The sequence below is a fragment of the Salinicola sp. MIT1003 genome (assembly GCF_001858555.1).
Taxonomy (GTDB): Bacteria; Pseudomonadota; Gammaproteobacteria; order Pseudomonadales; family Halomonadaceae; genus Salinicola; species Salinicola salarius.
This window is the reverse complement of sequence record NZ_MCAP01000060.1, coordinates 54825-71831: the sequence shown is the minus strand read 5'-3', so window position 1 is coordinate 71831 and position 17007 is coordinate 54825. Positions and strand designations below refer to the sequence as shown.

General features: G+C 65.2%; 11 protein-coding genes. 6 read left to right on the top strand and 5 right to left on the bottom strand.

What is annotated here, in order from left to right; translation table 11 throughout:
• Positions 1–171: 171 nt before the first annotated feature.
• Entirely contained in the window at positions 172–2112 is a 1941-nt protein-coding gene (locus BC443_RS17740) for an exoribonuclease II (RefSeq protein ID WP_071233209.1), read from the bottom strand.
• Positions 2113–2382: 270 nt separating this feature from the next.
• Here BC443_RS17740 and BC443_RS17735 point away from each other — a divergent pair, with 270 nt between their 5' ends.
• From BC443_RS17735 to BC443_RS17710, 6 genes are all read left to right on the top strand, one after another.
• Complete coding sequence (locus BC443_RS17735) at positions 2383–3117, top strand: GntR family transcriptional regulator (RefSeq protein ID WP_071233208.1); 735 nt, start codon at positions 2383–2385, stop codon at positions 3115–3117.
• Between the two features lie 62 nt (positions 3118–3179).
• Positions 3180–4340, top strand: a complete 1161-nt coding sequence (gene nagA, locus BC443_RS17730) for an N-acetylglucosamine-6-phosphate deacetylase (RefSeq protein WP_083387502.1) — start codon at positions 3180–3182, stop codon at positions 4338–4340.
• On the top strand, positions 4340–5359 hold the full coding sequence (locus tag BC443_RS17725; RefSeq protein WP_139284370.1) for an SIS domain-containing protein: 1020 nt from the start codon (positions 4340–4342) through the stop codon (positions 5357–5359). Before nagA ends, BC443_RS17725 begins: the two co-directional genes overlap by 1 nt.
• A gap of 101 nt (positions 5360–5460) precedes the next feature.
• Positions 5461–8208 (top strand): glucose PTS transporter subunit IIA, encoded by a 2748-nt coding sequence (locus BC443_RS17720; RefSeq protein WP_071233207.1) that lies wholly within the window; start codon positions 5461–5463, stop codon positions 8206–8208.
• Between the two features lie 10 nt (positions 8209–8218).
• The gene (gene nagE, locus BC443_RS17715; RefSeq protein ID WP_071233206.1) at positions 8219–9901 is read left to right on the top strand and encodes an N-acetylglucosamine-specific PTS transporter subunit IIBC; all 1683 of its coding nucleotides are present in this window, start codon (positions 8219–8221) and stop codon (positions 9899–9901) included.
• A 195-nt stretch (positions 9902–10096) separates the two neighbouring features.
• The gene (locus BC443_RS17710) at positions 10097–10897 is read left to right on the top strand and encodes a Cof-type HAD-IIB family hydrolase (RefSeq protein ID WP_071233205.1); all 801 of its coding nucleotides are present in this window, start codon (positions 10097–10099) and stop codon (positions 10895–10897) included.
• Positions 10898–10957: 60 nt separating this feature from the next.
• Here the strand turns inward: BC443_RS17710 and BC443_RS17705 are convergent, their stop codons facing one another.
• The 4 genes from BC443_RS17705 to BC443_RS17690 form a co-directional block, all read right to left on the bottom strand.
• Positions 10958–11992: a TIGR01620 family protein gene (locus BC443_RS17705; RefSeq protein WP_071233204.1), complete on the bottom strand. Its 1035-nt coding sequence runs from the start codon at positions 11990–11992 to the stop codon at positions 10958–10960.
• The gene (locus BC443_RS17700; protein WP_071233203.1) at positions 11989–13380 is read right to left on the bottom strand and encodes a YcjX family protein; all 1392 of its coding nucleotides are present in this window, start codon (positions 13378–13380) and stop codon (positions 11989–11991) included. The genes BC443_RS17705 and BC443_RS17700 overlap by 4 nt, the downstream gene beginning before the upstream one ends.
• A 158-nt stretch (positions 13381–13538) precedes the next feature.
• Positions 13539–15134 carry a solute:sodium symporter family transporter gene (locus BC443_RS17695; protein ID WP_071233202.1) on the bottom strand — a complete coding sequence of 532 codons (1596 nt, stop codon included), beginning with the start codon at positions 15132–15134 and terminating at the stop codon, positions 13539–13541.
• A gap of 228 nt (positions 15135–15362) precedes the next feature.
• Complete coding sequence (locus BC443_RS17690) at positions 15363–16916, bottom strand: glucosyltransferase domain-containing protein (RefSeq protein WP_071233201.1); 1554 nt, start codon at positions 16914–16916, stop codon at positions 15363–15365.
• Positions 16917–17007: the final 91 nt, after the last annotated feature.

The window sequence follows — 17007 nt, the reverse complement described above, 5'->3', positions numbered from 1 at the left end:
GCCGCTCCTCTAAAAGGCTTCCCTGTCGAGAACGTTCCTGTCGATAAAGCACATTCCGGAGAATGGCGATGACTACATTGCAGTATATCGGGTTACTGCCACAGGGCGTTCACACCATAGTGGTAGCTTGGCAGCGCCATAATATCCAGCGCTGCCAAGCCATTACCACGCTCACTCGGCGGGAGTGGCCACTAGCGAGCGTGTCGCTTCACGGGCTTCGACCAGCTTGACGCGCAGGGTGCCGCCGAGCGCGTAGCGAGGCTCGCCAGCGACCTGGATGCGGCCTTCCTTGTCGTCGATCACGACCTGGTTGCGGTCGCTGTGAATCAACGGTGCCGGCACGAAGGCGGTGGCACCGTTGGCGGTCAGGCGAACCCGCATGCCGCCTCGGCGGATGTCGATGATATCGGCATCGAATACATCGCCTTGCTCGATGGCGGTAGCCAGATAGCGCACGTAAAGCCAGTCTTTGACGTCACGTTCGGCCATTCGGTTCAGTCGGCGGCGCTCGGTCAATTGTTCGGTCAACTGCTGGCTGGCTTCCGCCGGGGCTGCCTCGGCCTTCAGTACCCGCTTGATCAGGCGATGATTGACCATGTCGCCGTACTTGCGGATCGGTGATGTCCAGGTGGCGTAGGCGGGGAGCCCCAAGCCAAAATGCGGCCCCGGCCGTGCCGACATGTTGGTATAGCCCTGGAAGCGCCGCAGGCGCGCGTCCAGCCAGGCGTCTTCCCGAAGATCCAGCGCCCGGCGCAACTCGCGATAGCGGGGGAGCTCGGCGAGCTGCTCGCGCTCTACCGGGATCTCCTGGGTGGTCAAGAACTCCAGCGCCTGATCGATCTTTTCCGGTTCGAAGGCGTGGTGCACGTTGAAGATGCCGTGTCCCACTTCCTTGGCCAGCAGATCGGCGCAGCAGGCATTGGCGACGATCATCGCCTCTTCGATCATGCGCTGGGCAATGCGGCGCTCCTCGACGCGGATGCCCAGCACGTTGCCGGCATCGTCGAGGTCGAACACGTAGTCGGGACGATCCTTGAACACCAGCGTGTTGGCTTCGCGCCAGGCGGCACGAGCGCGCGAGAGCTCGGCCAGTGCCTTGAGCTGCTCGGCGATCGGGGCTGCCGGCGCCTCGGCGCCTGCCTTTTCTTCCAGCCAGTCGGAAACGTTGTCGTAGACCAGGCGAGCCTGGGAACGAATCGTCGCGGCGAAGAAGCGGTACTCGCCCAGGGTGCCATCGCGACCGACCTGCAGTCGGCAGGCCAGCACCGGCCGCTCGACGTCCGGCTTCAGCGAGCACAGGTCGTCGGCCAGCGCTTCCGGCAGCATGGTGATGTTCTGGCCCGGCAGGTAGACCGTGAAGGCGCGCGTGCGCGCTTCCTTGTCCGCGGCGTGAGATTCGTCCACGTAGGCCGTCGGATCGGCAATCGCGACCGTCAGCGCCCAGCCGTCGTCGGTGCTTTCGATGCGCAGCGCATCGTCCATGTCGCGCGTCTTCTCGCCGTCGATGGTGAAGAACGGCTCGGCGGTGAGGTCTTCGCGCGTCAGTCCTTCGTCTTTCAGCGGCCAGGCGTCGGCAGCCGGCGGGCACTCCTGCTCCAGGGCATGACGTGCCAGAGTGACGCGCCACGGCACGGCCGGGTCTTCGCTCTTGACCACCAGCTCGTCGATCTGGGTGAAGAAGGCGCGATCGTCCGGGCGCAGCGGATGACGGATCAGGCGCGCCACGACCCAGTCGCCATCGGCGATGTCGGACTCTTCCAGCGAACGCTTGAGACGGGCCTTGAGCGACAGATTGATCGAGGGGTGGTCCGGCACCACGGCCAGGCGGCCGTCGCGCTTCTGCACCCGTGCGACGAAGCGATCCAGCGATGCCTCGAGCAGCGTCTCGGGGTCGGCCTGCTTCTTGTCGCCGTTCTCCTTGATGATCGCTTCGATGCGATCGCCGTGGAGAACCTGCTTCATGGCGGGTGGCGGGATGAAATAGGAGGTGCCGTCTTCGGCTTCGAGGAAACCGAAGCCTTTGTCTGTCGCCTTGATGGTGCCCTGAACGCGCGGCGTGTTGGCGCGAATATCTTGCTTCAGCTGGGCCAGAAGAGAGTTGTTCTGCAGCATCGGATCGGATCGGTCGGTGGACGAGAGCGACACTATACGGATTCCGCGTGGGGCACGCCAATCATGCGGTGGTCGACGGCTGCTCGTGGCGGGCCGTATGGCAGGGTGTGGCAGGCGATGGCATTCGACCAATGTCGGCAGTAGCCGAACTGGCAGATTGGTATTCGACTGGTTATGTTGGTGGTATTGAAGTGGTATTAACTACGAGTTCCACCACTACGAGCTCCACCACTACGAGCTCCACCACAGCGACGCCGGAACCAAACTGCCATGGCACCCACGCTTTCTCGGCTGAAACTGGACGCCGCCCAGTCGACTCCGCTCTATCGCCAGCTAGCCCAGCAGCTGGTCGAGGCGATCGAAGCGGGCGACTGGGAGACCGGCGAGGCACTGCCCTCGGAGCGAGTGCTGGCGGAATCGCTCAACATCTCCCGCATCACGGCCAGAAAGGCGCTGGATCGCCTGGTGGCGCTGGGGCTGATTCAGCGGACCCACGGCTCCGGCACTTTCATCGCCCCGCGTCTGAATCAGTCGCTGACACGATTGACCAGCTTTACCGAACTGCTGGTTCAGCGCGGTCACCGCCCCAGCTCGCGCTGGTTGAGCCGGCGCCTGGGCACGCCAACGGTGGAGGAGAGCCTGCGCCTCGGGCTGAGCGCGGACCACCAGGTCACGCGGCTCAAGCGGCTGCGACTGGCGGATGACGTGGTCGTCGCGGTCGAGGAGAGCTGTCTGCCGGGCCATGTCCTGTCGGATCCCGAGAGCGTCACGCATTCGCTCTATCGCCGTCTCGAAGATCTGGGCACGCCGATCGTCCGGGCCTTGCAGCACGTGTCGGCGGTCAACGCCGATGCCGAACTGGCGCAACTGGCCCAGGTGCCGCCATCCCAGGCGCTGCTGATGATGACCCGGCTCGGCTATCTCGCCGACGGCCGGCCCGGCGAACTGACGATGACTTATTGTCGCACCGACTATTACGACTTCATGGTGGAACTCACCCAATGACGGCAGCCCAGGAAAATGAATGAAGGAAATGACCCAGTGAGAGCGTTCGATCAGGAGCCGACATGCTTTACGGCAACATTCTGACTCCGGAGGGGTGGCGGCTCGGCACGCTCGACTGGCTTGACGGGCGAATCGTCAACCTCGAGGGGAAGGCGGTCGATCCGGACGCCAACGACCATCCGCGCCTGCTGCCGGGGTTCGTCGATCTGCACGTTCACGGCGGCGGCGGGGCGGATGCCATGGAAGGTGGCGATGCCGCCGCCACCATGGCACGAACCCATGTGCGCTTCGGGACGACAAGCCTGCTGGTCACCACCATGACCGCGCCGGTATCCGATATCCGCCAAGCGTTGCGGGATATCGCGCGGCGGATCGATGAGCCGCCGGTTCAGGCAGCGCGACTGCTGGGCGTGCATCTCGAAGGGCCTTATCTCAACCCCGGCAAGCTGGGAGCCCAGCCGCCGTATGCCCACCCCGGCGTGATCGAGGAGGTCGAGGCGCTGATGGCCCTCGCCCCGATCCGGCTGCTGACGCTGGCACCGGAGCTGTCCGGCCATGCCGAGCTCATCCGCCAGCTGCGCGGGCGCGGGGTGCGGGTGCAAATGGGCCATACCCTGGGCAGCTATGAAGAGGGCGTGGCCGGGCTGGCTCACGGCGCCCAGGGTTTCACTCATCTCTTCAATGCCATGACCGGGCTGCATCATCGCAAACCGGGGATGGTCGGCGCGGCGCTGGCGCATGCCGACTACGCCGAGATCATTCCCGATCTGCTGCACGTCCATCCCGGGGCGATTCTGACGGCCTTGCGCTGCATTCCTTACCTCTATGGCGTAACCGACTCCACCGCTGCGGCCGGCATGCCCGACGGGGAATATCGGCTCGGCGAGCAGCATGTCACCAAGTGCCTGGGGGGCGTGCGCCTGGCCGACGGCACGCTGGCCGGCAGCACGCTGACCATGGATCAGGCGCTGCGCAATCTGGTCCAGATCGGTCTCGATCTCGGTGATGCCAGCCGGCGGCTGTCGCAGTACCCCGCCGATTTCCTCGGCGAGACCGAGATCGGCCGGCTCAAGATCGGTTGCCGTGCCGATGTCGTGGTCATGAATGCCCGACTCGAGATCGATGCCGTCTATGTCGGGGGCGAGCTCGCCCACCAGGCATCGGCAACGTCACGAGAACAGACGACAACACGGGCGGCCGGCGCGCCGCGGGAGAGCCACTGATGTCACTGATGCTGGAAGAGGCGCAGAGCGCCCCGGAATGCCTGCGAGCCCAATGGCAGGCCAACGCTGGCACGCTGGCCGAGTTCGGCCAGATTCTGCGCGAGGCGGATCTGCATGGCGCGCTGACGGTGGCGCGTGGCAGTTCCGACCATGCCGCTGCCTATTTCGGCTATCTCGGGATGAAGCATCTCGGGCTGCCGGTGGCGTCGGTGCCGCCCTCTCTGACGACCGTTGCCAATGCGCCATGGCGTGTTCAGGGGCAATTGGCCGTGGCCATTTCGCAGTCCGGCGCCAGCCCCGACCTGGTCGCGACACAGAAGGCGCTGGCCGTCGGCGGGGCGCGCAGCCTGGCACTGGTCAACACGCCCGATTCGCCGCTAGGGCAGGCCTCCGAGCGTGAAATCGCCCTGCATGCTGGAGTCGAGAAGAGCGTGGCGGCAACCAAGAGCTATCTCGCCACGCTTGCCGCCGGCGCGCATCTGGTGGGCGCCTGGGCCGATGACGAGGCGCTGCTGTCGGCACTGGAGGCGCTGCCGTCGAGACTCGAATCGGCAGCACGACAGGACTGGCAGCCGGCGATAGATGCACTGGTCGGCGTCGACAAACTGCTGGTGATCGGTCGCGGCGTAGGGCTCGCCATCGCTCAGGAAGCGGCGCTCAAGTTCAAGGAGACCTGCGCCATCCAGGCCGAGCCGTTCAGTGCCGCCGAGGTTCGCCACGGGCCGATGGCGCTGATCGGGCCGGGCTATCCGGTGCTGGTCTTCGCCCCGCCGGGGCCGGACCAGCCCGGTCTGCTGGAGTTGGCGAAATGGCTGGAGAGCATCGGCGCCAGGGTGCTGCTGGTGGCCGATGACAGTGTCGCCGAGCGTCATCTGCCGTTGATCGACGCCGGTCATGACGATCTGCAGCCGCTATCGGTGATCCAGAGCTTCTACGTGATGGCCGCGAAGCTGGCGGTGGCACGCGGTGGTGACCCGGATCAGCCGCGCCACCTGCAGAAGGTGACGCGCACGCTCTGAATCGCCAGCGGTTCGCTGGTCTCGGGTAGCAACTCAATACCGGGCGTTCGGCGAGTGCCGGATTGAAACAGGATCGAAACAACAACAAGTCGGGAGTCTTCATGTCATCCACGTTACGGTTTCTCGGTGCCCCGATGCGCGGGGTCGTGGTCCCGCTGTCGGAAGTACCCGACCCGGTCTTTGGCGAAGGCGTCATGGGGCCGGGTATCGCGATCGACCCGCTGGGGGAAACGTTGCATGCCCCCTGCAACGGCGAGGTCATCCAGTGCGCCCGGACCGCCCATGCGATCACGCTGCGAGACGATGGCAACCACGAATGGCTACTGCACATCGGGCTCGATACCGTCGATCTGGGTGGCGAGGGGTTCGAACTGCTGGTCTCGGCCGGCGAGCGCGTCTCGGCCGGTGATCCGCTGTGCCGGTTCGACGCCGACCGGCTGGCGCAGCGCGCCACGGCGCTGGTCAGCCCCATCGTTCTGACCAATGGCGCCGAGATCCAGCTGGAAGCGCTGGTCACGCCGGGAACGGTCGTCGAGATGGGCGAAGCGCTTCTTCGCTGGCAGGTAGCCGTCGAGGCAGCAAGCGCAGGTCACGACGAGCCCGGGCGCGAGCAAACCGCGCATGACGAGGCAACGATCACTTCGGCCAGCGGCTTGCATGCCCGTCCGGCGGCACGGCTGCGAGCCATCGCCCAGACGCACGCGGTCGAGCTGACGCTGACACGGGCTGGGGGTAGCCGCGTCGGCGAACCCTCTGTGGGGGAAGCCAGCGCTGCCAGCCTGAGCGCCCTGCTCAACCTGGGGCTGGCTCGGGGGGATCGGGTCCGGATCATGGCGCGAGGGGCGAGCGCGCAGGCCGCTGTCGAGGCGGCGGTGGCGCTGCTAGAAACACCCGAAGCCGCCGGTGATGGTGGCCAGAATGAGCCGCTTCAGGCACGGCCTGGCGGGCAGCAACGGGCACCACAGGCAGCCGCCATCGAGTCTGCGCCTGGCGTTCTGACCGGTCTGGCGGCGAGCGCCGGCCTGGTGGTGGGGCCGCTGGTTCGCTACACGGTCGCGCTACCGCATGTGCCTGACAAAGGGGAGAACCCCGAGCGGGAGCGCCAGGTGCTGTCGCAGGCCGTGGCCGATGCCGACGCCTCGCTGGCTCGAGCGATGGAAGTCGCCCGGGCGCGGGGCCGGGAAGACGAGACGGAAATCTTCGAAGCCCACCGCGCCTGGCTGGACGATCCCGATCTGCGCGCAGCGGCCGAGGCGGAAATCGCCAGCGGGCACAGCGCCGGGCGGGCCTGGTTCTTGGCGCTGGAGCGCGAGATCCAACGTCTGCAGACCGGCGATAATCCCTTGCTGGCGGCGCGGGCCGACGATCTGCGCGACCTGCAGCGCCGGGTCATGCAGCCTCTCGCGACCGAGGCGGCGACAACCGTTTCGGGAATCGACGGCGCGATCCTGACGGCACGGGAGCTCACGCCCTCGCAGTTCGTCGAGGTGGCGGATCGGATTGCCGGACTGTGTCTGGCAGCCGGCGGTTTGACCTCCCACGTCTCGATTCTGGCGCGAGCGCGGGGTCTGCCATGCCTGGTGGCATTGGGCGAGGCGCTGCTGGAAGCGGACAGTGACAAGGCCTGCCTGGATGTCCGTCGCGACAGACATCATGGCGTGCTCGAGCTCGCGCCCGACGAAAGCCGCCTGGCGGCGGTCGACGCCGAACTGGCCGGTCAGCGGCGGCAGGCGTCAGCGGAGCGCGCGGCTGCCTTCGACCCGGTATCGACCCGAGACGGGAGGTGCCTTCATGTCGCGGCGAATATTGCCTCCTCCATGGAAGCGCGGGAGGCTGCCGGGGCGGGCGCCGATGGCGTCGGGCTGATGCGCAGCGAATTCCTGTTTCTGAAGCGGCAGGCCGCGCCCACGCTGGCCGAGCAGCAGGCCGAGTATCGCGCCGCCGTCGAGGCGATGGGTGGCAAACCGGTCGTCGTGCGTCTGCTGGATATCGGCGCCGACAAGCAGCTTCCCTATCTCCCGCTATCGGCGACGCCCAACCCGGCGCTGGGTGAGCGGGGCGTCAGACTCTGGCAGACACATCCCGATCTCTTCGAGACGCAGCTCGACGCGCTGCTCGAAGCGGGTCGCGGCCTGCCGCTTTGCGAAGATGGACTGCCGACGCTGCGGCTGATGGTGCCGATGGTGGCCGATGTCGGCGAATTGCGCTGGGTGCGGGAACGACTCGTATCACGAGCGACGGAGCTGGGCATCGAGCGGCTGCCGGCGCTGGGGGCGATGATCGAGGTGCCGACCGCGGCACTGTGTGCGGCCAGTCTGGCTCGGGAAGCCGATTTTCTCTCCATCGGTACCAACGACCTGACTCAGTACGCCTTGGCCATGGATCGCGAGGTCGCGTCGCTGGCGCTGCGCAACGATGTGCTCCATCCCGGGGTGTTGCGACTCATCGCGCTGTGTCTCGAAGGAGCGGCGGGTCAATGCCCGGTCGCTGTCTGTGGCGCGGCGGCGGGGGACCCGCTGGCGGGAGCCTTGCTCGCGGCGATGGGCGTCGACGAGCTTTCCGTCGAACCCGGGCGTATCGCCGCGGTCAAGGCCGCGCTGCGTCGGCTGCACGCCGGCGCCCTGGCCAGCCGGCTCCCCTCGCTGTTGGCGCTGGAAGATGGCGCCGCCGTGAGACAGGCGCTGGGCGACCTGCCGAAAGCGATGCTCGACGCGGACGACGACGTACCAGACGACGGCACCCAGGGTATCGACGGCGTGTCCTCGAGCGTCGGCGAGGTCAAGTCCGGCATCGGCAGCGCGACAGCAAGAGATAACGCGACAAGAGATAACACGACAACAAGAGATTGAGGAGCGCGTCATGACCACGACCTTCGGTTCCCGGCTCATGGCCGGTCTGCAGAAACTCGGGCGCTCGCTGATGCTGCCCATCGCGGTATTGCCGGTGGCGGGTTTGCTGCTGCGCCTGGGCCAGCCGGATCTGCTCGATATCGCCTTCATCGCCAATGCCGGTAATGCGATCTTTTCCAACCTGGCGCTGATCTTCGCTATCGGCGTGGCGGTCGGCTTTGCCGACGACGACAACGGTGCCGCCGGGCTGGCGGGGGTGATCGGCTATCTGGTGCTCAACGCGGTACTGGAAACGCTGAATCCCGATATCAACATGGGGGTGCTCTCGGGCATCATCATCGGCAGCGTGGCCGGGTTGCTCTACAACCGTTACAAGGCGATCAAGCTACCGGACTACCTGGCGTTCTTCGGCGGGCGGCGCTTCATTCCCATCGTCACCGGGCTTTCGGCGGTGGTGCTCGGCGGCATCTTCGGCCTGGTCTGGCCACCGGTCCAGCAGGGCATCGATCAACTGGGGCAGTGGCTGATCGACGCCGGCGATCTGGGGTTGTTCGTCTATGGCGTGCTCAACCGCATCTTGATCGTGACCGGGCTGCATCACGTGCTCAACAGCTTCGTGTGGTTCGTGTTCGGCAGCTTCGACGGCGCCACCGGCGATCTCAACCGCTTCTTCGCCGGTGACCCGACCGCGGGGAGCTTCATGGCGGGCTTCTTCCCGGTGATGATGTTCGGCCTGCCCGCGGCGGCGCTGGCGATGTATCACGCTGCACCGCGATCGCGTCGCGCCCAGGTCGGCGGCTTGTTGCTGTCGCTGGCGCTGACCGCTTTCCTGACTGGCGTCACCGAGCCGATCGAATTCTCGTTCATGTTCCTGGCGCCTGCGCTGTATGCGATGCATGCGGTTCTCACCGGCATCTCGATGGCGCTGATGAACATGCTCGGCGTCAAGCTGGGCTTCACCTTCTCCGCCGGGGCCTTCGACTACGCGCTCTCCTACGGCTTGTCGACCAACGGCTGGATGATGATTCCGGTGGGGCTCTGCTACTTCGTGCTCTACTACGGCATCTTCCGTTGGGCCATCGTGCGCTTCGATCTGCCTACGCCGGGCCGCGAGCCGGAAACCGCTAGGGCTGCCGGTGCCCCGGTCGAGGCCGGCGAACGGGGCCCGGCGTTCGTGCGCGCCTTGGGCGGCGCGGCCAATCTGACCAGCGTGGGGGCCTGTACGACGCGCCTGCGGCTGGTGCTGGTCGACGACAAGGCCATCGACGAGCCGGCCCTCAAGCAGCTCGGCGCGCGTGGCGTATTGCATCTGCGCGGTGGCGGGCTTCAGGTGATCCTGGGGCCGATCGCCGATGGTGTCGCCGACGAGATCCGTGCGGCGATGCGGGATCACGGCAAGACGCCGGATGTACCGACGGCGTTGGAGAGCGACACGGCACTGGACGATGCCGAGCTGGATGCGGATTCGCGACAAGCGTGGCTGGCGGCGTTGGGCGGCGCGGAGAATATTCGCACCGTCGCGGCCGTGGCAACGACCCGGCTGCGGGTGGAACTGGGGGATTGCGAACGCATCGATGAATCTGCGCTCCTGGCGCTGGGAACTGCCGGCATGCAGAAAATCGGTCACGGCGTTCTGCATCTGGTGATGGGCCGGCAGGCCCGCGCGGTGGCCAATAGTCTCGAGGCCAGATGACAGACCGGAGTCGAGGGCTGCGATTCTGGGAGAGTGTAGAGAGCGGGAGAGTGGGAGAGCAGCGGGAGAGCGTACGGCGGCCAGCGGGCAATTGACGCCCGCCGGCCGGCCGTCGACACTGAATGCCCCGAGTTCGAAAACCGTGGCTGACATTTGGCCGCTGAAGTTCGACGCCGTCCATTCAAGGAAGACTCCATGGCCCAGCATCTGATCGCCAGCGATCTCGATAATACCCTGTTGAATGCCGAGCATCGCGTCGACGCCTTGACGCGAGACACCCTGCGGGCGTTGTCGGCGCAGGGGCATGTGATCGCGTTGGCCTCAGGGCGGCACTATCACGATATCGCGGCGATTCGACGACAGCTGGAGATCCCGGCCTGGATCATCAGCAGCAACGGCGCCCACGTTCACGATGCCGACGATCGGCTCGTCAACGAAACGCTGGTGCCGACCGAGCTGGTTCAGGCACTGGTGGCGCTGCCGCGCCCGGAGACGGTGCGGCTCAATCTCTACACCCATGACCGCTGGCTGATCGACGCCGAAGCGCCGGAACTGTTGCCGCTTCATGCGATGACAGGGTTCACCTACCAGGTCGACGACATGCGCGACCTGAAAGATGAACACGTCGGCAAGGTACTTTACATCGGCGAGCCGGCACTGCTCGAACCGCTGGAGCGCACCCTGCGGGAGGCGTACGGGGAAGCGCTGCATATCACCTACTCGGCGGCCAATTCGCTGGAGGTCATGCATCGGGGCGTGAACAAGGCGACCGCGCTGAGTCGCGCGCTCAAGGCGCTCGATCTTCCCATCGAGCGGGCGCTGGCGTTCGGCGACAACTTCAACGACGTCGAAATGCTGACGCTGGTGGGCAATGCCTATGTCGTCTCCAACGCCCATCCCGAGGTCATCGATCAACTGCCACGGGCCAAGAGGATTGGTGCGCATCACGAGTCTGCGGTGGCCCACACGCTGCGAGCGTTCTTTTCGCTCGATTGATGTCACGGTGTCGCTTCACGTGCTCTCGATCGACGCGGCGGCAGATTTCCGTTCGCCGAGTCAACCCTTCTCCGCGGTGTCATCCAACCGGCGCAGTTGCTGCCACACTTCACGCCGCAGGTCGGCGAGGCGCGGCTGTTCGCCAGACTCGAAGGCGATCGGCCGGGTAGTTCGCATGGCGCGCAGGCCCAGACGTGCCGTCAGCAGCCCGGCGCCCAGGCCCTGACCGGCGCGACTCGATAGCTTGGCTGCCAGGTTCATCGACAGCAGATCCATGCCGGCGTCGGTGATCATCTCGCTGGCACCGGCGAAGGCCATGTTGCGCAGCACTTCCCTGAACAGCCTGAGGCGGCTGGCGTAGCCGAGCTGCAGCCCATAGAGCGCGGCGATGCGATCGAGCATGGCAATGTTGCGCCAGGCCATCAGCGACATGTCCACCAGGGTCAACGGGCTGACGGCGACCATGACGGCGGTTTCTCCCGACATTCGCGTCACCAGCCGCCGTGCCGCCTGGTCGCGCGGCGCGAGGATGTGGTATGCGATCAGTTCGCGGGTCTCGTGCGCCGTATGATGCGCCTGGTGGGCGCGCAGGAAGGACTGCCAGTGCGGATGATCCCGGGAGAGCCCCATCTGGCGACGGAGCTCGTCGGCCAGCGTGGCGGGATCCGTACGGGCATTGTCGGTGTCGTCGATCCACTCGTCATCCAGCTGCTGCCGCAGGCGCGCATGCCGACGCAACTTGCGCAGCCGCCACACCTCGCCAGCGAGCGCCTTGGCGGCCAGCCCGACGGCAAGCAGGCCGAGCATGCTCCAGGCGCCCGATAGCCAGTCGCCGCCGAGGGCCGAAGTATAGAGCGACTGCGCGGCCTCGATCGTGCCGAGCGCGAGCGTGCCGCCGAAGATGGCCAACAGCCCCCAGCGGCGCTTGCGCGGCGGTTCGATGGCGGCATCGAGCGCGGGCGAGTCGTCGTCCGCGGAGTAGGGATCGCTGGCCTGTGTGGGGGCGTAGACTTGCGCGCCGTTCAACGAGGCGTCGTCGGCAGGCTTCGGCGGTTCATCGAACGTGAAGCGCTGCCCGGGGCGGGGGTCGCTCATCGCAGTTTATCTCCCATCAGCCATTCCAGAGTCGCGTCCATGCGAATATGGGGTAGTGCGGCTGGCGTGAACGGTGGCGGCCGGAAGGCCGTGAAGGCAAATCCCTGGCGCTGCCAGAATTCTGGCTCCGGGAGCCGGGTCGGGACGTCGCCGGGATAGACCAGCAGCGGCTCGCCGTCGAGGCCATGTCCCCGCAGCGCCGGTTGACGTCTGCCGTCGCTTTCGACTTCGCGGGTCTCGGTGGCCCGAATCGAGGCCAGCGAGAAAGCCCGAACCGGGACATCGGCGTAGCGTAGATCCTTGATCGGTTCGGCCAGCAGTGATTCGAGCAGCGTGACCAGATTGGCATGCTGGTCCGGCGTGACGTGGTCCGCCTTGGTAGCGGCGATGGCGAGCCGGTCGATACGCGGCGAGAACAGCCGGTTCAGCAGGCTGCGTTTGCCGTAGTCGAAACTTCGCATCAAGGTCGTGAGCGCACGCGACAGATCCTCGAAGCGTTCGGGGCCGGCGTTGAGCGCGCCGAGTACGTCGACCAGCACGATCTGGCGGTCGAAGCGGCGGAAGTGCTCACGATAGAAAGGCTTGACCACATGCTGCTGATAGAAGCGAAATCGCTTTTTCAGCGTTTGGTAAAGGCTGGAGGCGGGCAGGGCTTCCAGCGTCTGACGATCCTTCTCGGTGACGCCCGGCAGCGGGAAGAACTGCAGCACCGGTGCGCCTTGCAAATCCCCGGGCAGCAGGAAGCGGCCCGGCTGCAGGTGAGAAAAGCCGGCTTCCCGGGCCTGGCGCAACGAGGCGGCGTAATGCTCGGCGAGCTCGGCCAGACGCGACTCGTCCACCGTCTCTTCGGCTGCATGGGTCGCAGCGGCGTCTTGCCAGGTCCTGGCGTAGCGTCGACGCTCCGGGCCCATGCTTTCGAGCTGGGCCTGGCTCCAGCTGAGGAAGTCATGCTCGAGCAACGGCAGGTCCAGCAGCCATTCGCCGGGGTAGTCGATCAGATCCAGCGTCAGCGTCGCCGTGTCACCCAGCAGGCCACGAGCGCGTCGCGTCTTGTAGCGTAGTTGCAGACGCAGCTCGCTGATACCACGAGTCGGCTCGGGCCAGTGGGGCGGTGTCGACTTGAGGGAGGCCATCGCTTCGTCGTAGGGGAAGCGCGGGACCCCGAGATCGGGCTGGGAGACGCGCTGCGCACCGAGCAGGCGCTCTTCACGGGCGGACTTGAGCAGGTCGAGACGGGCATCGATACCCGCATGGCGCAGCTGGTTGACCAGCGAGGTCAAAAACGCCGTCTTGCCGGCGCGCGAAAGCCCGGTCACCGCCAGGCGCAGCTGGCGATCCCGGCTGCGATCGATCAGGTTCTGAAATTCATGAGTCAGTTGTCGGCGCATCGCCTCGTTTCCGAAGAAAACCTGCCTGCATGGTAAACGATCTGAGCGGATATGCGGGCGTGGCGGCGAGGACATTGCCCCGAAAAGAGGCTGAAACGACGACGCCTCGCACGGTGGCGAGGCGTCGTCGGTGTTGTGCCGGGTATCTGTCGTCGCGATCAGCCGGCAAAGGCGAAGTAGATCGCGAAGACCAGGACCAGCAGTACGATGCCCACCGGCACGGCACCTTTCCAGGGCGTCAGGTCGACGGCCTTGACGTCTTCATGGACCCAGGCTTCGCGGCGCGGCGCGATCTTGCCGATCAACAGCATCACGACGATGAGCAGCACGAAGACGCCGGCGACGAAGTGGTACTGATTGGTGATCTCGAGGATGCCGTTGAACGGCGGCACGAAGTAGCCCGCAGCGATCAGTATGATGCCCCCGACCAGGCCAAAGATGGCGGCCGACTCCGGCACTCGCTTGGTCAGCAGGCCAACGATCACCACCGCAAGGATCGGAATGAAATAGATGGCGTTCATGGTCTGCAGGTAGTCGAACAGGCTGTCCTGGCCGGCCAGCAGCGGGGCGATGGCCATCGACGCGACGGCCATGATCCAGCCAAAGACCTTGCCGGAGTTGACGACTTGCTGCTCGCTGGCGTCCTTCTTGAGCACGCCCTTGTAGATACCCAGGCTGAAGAGCGTCGTGGTGCTGTTCAGCGCCGAATTGAACGACGACAGGATGGCGCCGACCATGACGGCCGCGAAGAAGCCTGTCAGCCACGGTGGCAGCAGGTGGAAAACCAGGTAGCCGTAGGCCTGGTCGCCAGCGATGCCTTCATCGGCATAGAGCTGGTAGGCGATGATGCCCGGCAGCACCAGATAGAGTGGCCCGAGCAGCTTGAGGAAGCCGGTCAGCAGCACGCCTTTCTGACCCTCGGAAAGGCTCCTTGCCGCAAAGGTGCGCTGGATGATCTGCTGGTTGGTCGACCAGTAGAACAGGTTGATCAGGAAGACCCCGGTGAACAGTGTCGGCCAGGGCACTTGCTGGTCCGGGCGCCCTAGCGAGTTGAGACGCTCGGGCTGGGCCTCCTGGATTGCCTGCCAGCCGGCAGCGATGCCGTTGCCGTCTCCTACGGCATCGAGACCGAGATAGACGATGACGAACCCGCCGACCAGCAGCCCGATGGCGTTGATGCTGTCGGAAACCGCGACCGTGCGCAGCCCGCCGAACAGGGCATAGACAGCGCCGATGATGCCGACGCCCCAGACCGTCAGCCACAGCAGCGTCGTGCTGGAGTCGATGCCTGTCAGTACCGGCAAGTCCAGCATGCCCTGCAGGCCGACGGCGCCGGAGTAGAGGATGATCGGCAGCAGAATGACGGCGTAAGCGACCAGGAAGATGACGTTGCAGATCAATTGCGTCGTCGGGCCGAAGCGTTCCTGCAGCAGTTGCGGAACGGTGGCGATGCCGCTGCGCAGGAAACGCGGCAGGAAGAACAGCGCCAGCAATACCAGGGCGACGACGGCGACGACCTCCCAGGCCATGACGCTCAGCCCGTCCGAGAAGGCCGAGCCGTTCAATCCGACCATCTGCTCCGTCGAGAGGTTGGTCATCAGCAGGGAGCCGGCGATCAGCGGAAAACTGAGACTGCGTCCTGCGAGAAAGTAGCCGCGCGTGTTACTGAGATCGTCACGGTGAGTGATGCGCCAGGTAATCAAGGCGACCAACCCCGTGAAGAACAGAAACGAGATTAAAGTCCACGCATGCATAGGGTATCCTTGTTGAATGCATCCCGAGGGTCGCACCAACGTAATTAACGTTGAGTTGCGCCACGTTACCCTGCGAATTGTTGGTCAACTAGCTGTAAACCGCCATTCGCCATTTGTCTGACATAACCAGCCCAATGTGTAGGTGTTTGTTGAACGCCGGTTCACGAGGCAATGACAGAAAGCGTGGCAGAGCGCGGTCAGCAGCGGGAAGACGCATGCCGGATCGGCTCAGTCATCGATCGGAAGTTCGGTCGTGGTCAATGCGTGATGGCACTTGCGATCGAAAGACACCACGTAATGCCCCTCGAACTGGTAGAGCGTATACCAGGCGCGCTGGGATAGCGGTGTCAGATGGTGGCACTGCGCCTCGAAACGTCGGCGTAGCGGTGGGTCGTCACCGAGTTCGAAGGCCGAGGAAAGCCCGCGACGGTAGAGATCCTGATAGCCCCACCAGTAGCCATTGTCGAGATAGGGATGGATCAGCTCGCCAATCAAGGGATGCACGGCGATCGCGTTACGTGTCGCACGCGTGAAGGGCAGCGTTCCATCGATGACCAACGGCGCGGCTGATGGCTGTGTGGCGAGATCGTCGATCAGTTGTATCGACACCTCATCGGCGAAGAGCGCCTGTTGACGCTGTGCGTTGCCGTAGGCGTAAGCCAAGGTCAGTGGCGTGCCGAGTGCCAAGACGATCAGTGGCCAACCCAGCAGGGACCAGCCCTTGGACTGGCGTGGACGTCCCAGCCAATGAAGAACGCAGAACAGCAGGCCGGCATACAGCGCGCCGAAACCCATCATCACCCTGGGTTGCCAGATCGGATGGGCCAGGGCCGAGAGGAATCCCAGCCCGCCGAAGGGCAAGCAGACCAGCACCAGCACCATTACCGGCAGCCCGGGGACGCTGCGGCGACGACACGCGGCGACCAGCAAGCCTGTCGGTGTCACGATGGCCAGCGCCGTGAATAGCCACCAGGTGGGCGTGTCCACCATCGTTGCCGCGTAATGCCAGAATTGCCCGGTCTGGTCGAGCAGGTGGCCGGGCAACTGCCCGAGCGGCGCCAGCCTGCTGTGCTGCTCGCTGTAGTCGCCCTCGATCAATGCCGCGGAGACGAGCTTCGATATCACCAGTGCCAACACGCCCACCGCCAGTGCCCCCAGGTGCCGGTTCCAGTCCGGGCGGCCATGGTGCGAGATGGTCAAGGCAACATGAAATGCCAGCAGGATGAAGTAGACGTTGGCCGCCGGCTGGTAGAACAGCAGCGAAGCCAGTACGCCGGCCCCGCCTGTCAGCCAGCGAAACCGCGCTTTCCAGAGATGATTTTCGCGCGGGTCCAGGGCGCAGGCGATACCGGCAATGGCGCAGGCCAGGGCGAGCGCCATGGGCAACGCATCGAAGTGATAGGAGAGGTTTTGTAGGAAAAATGGCTGTACGACCAGTATCAGCATCGCGAGCCAGGCATAACCCGTGTCAAATGCAAGCAGGCGACGGCGCCACAGCAGAATCGCCGCGGTGATGGCAGCCAGCCCCAGCCATAGCGGCAGTGGCGCGAGATCGGCAAGACGCGGGCCACCATTGACAAGGAAGGCGATCAGGCTGGAGAGCGGACGCCCGTTGGAGACCCACCCCATTTCGCCATGGAAGCTGCGCCAGATATCGTCACGGTAGAGGTGGTCGGCGTGGACGAGGGGGTAGCTGAAAATGACCAGATACGCCATTATGCCCAGCCAGCGGCGTAATCCGGTTGTCATGTTCACCTGGTTGGGGTGCGAATCGATACGCATTCATCGGCCTCATCCGTCGGTGAACCGGGGCGCGGGCTAATAAAGTGTGTGTGAATAGAACATGAGTCAAATAGCGCGGTCGCAGACCGGT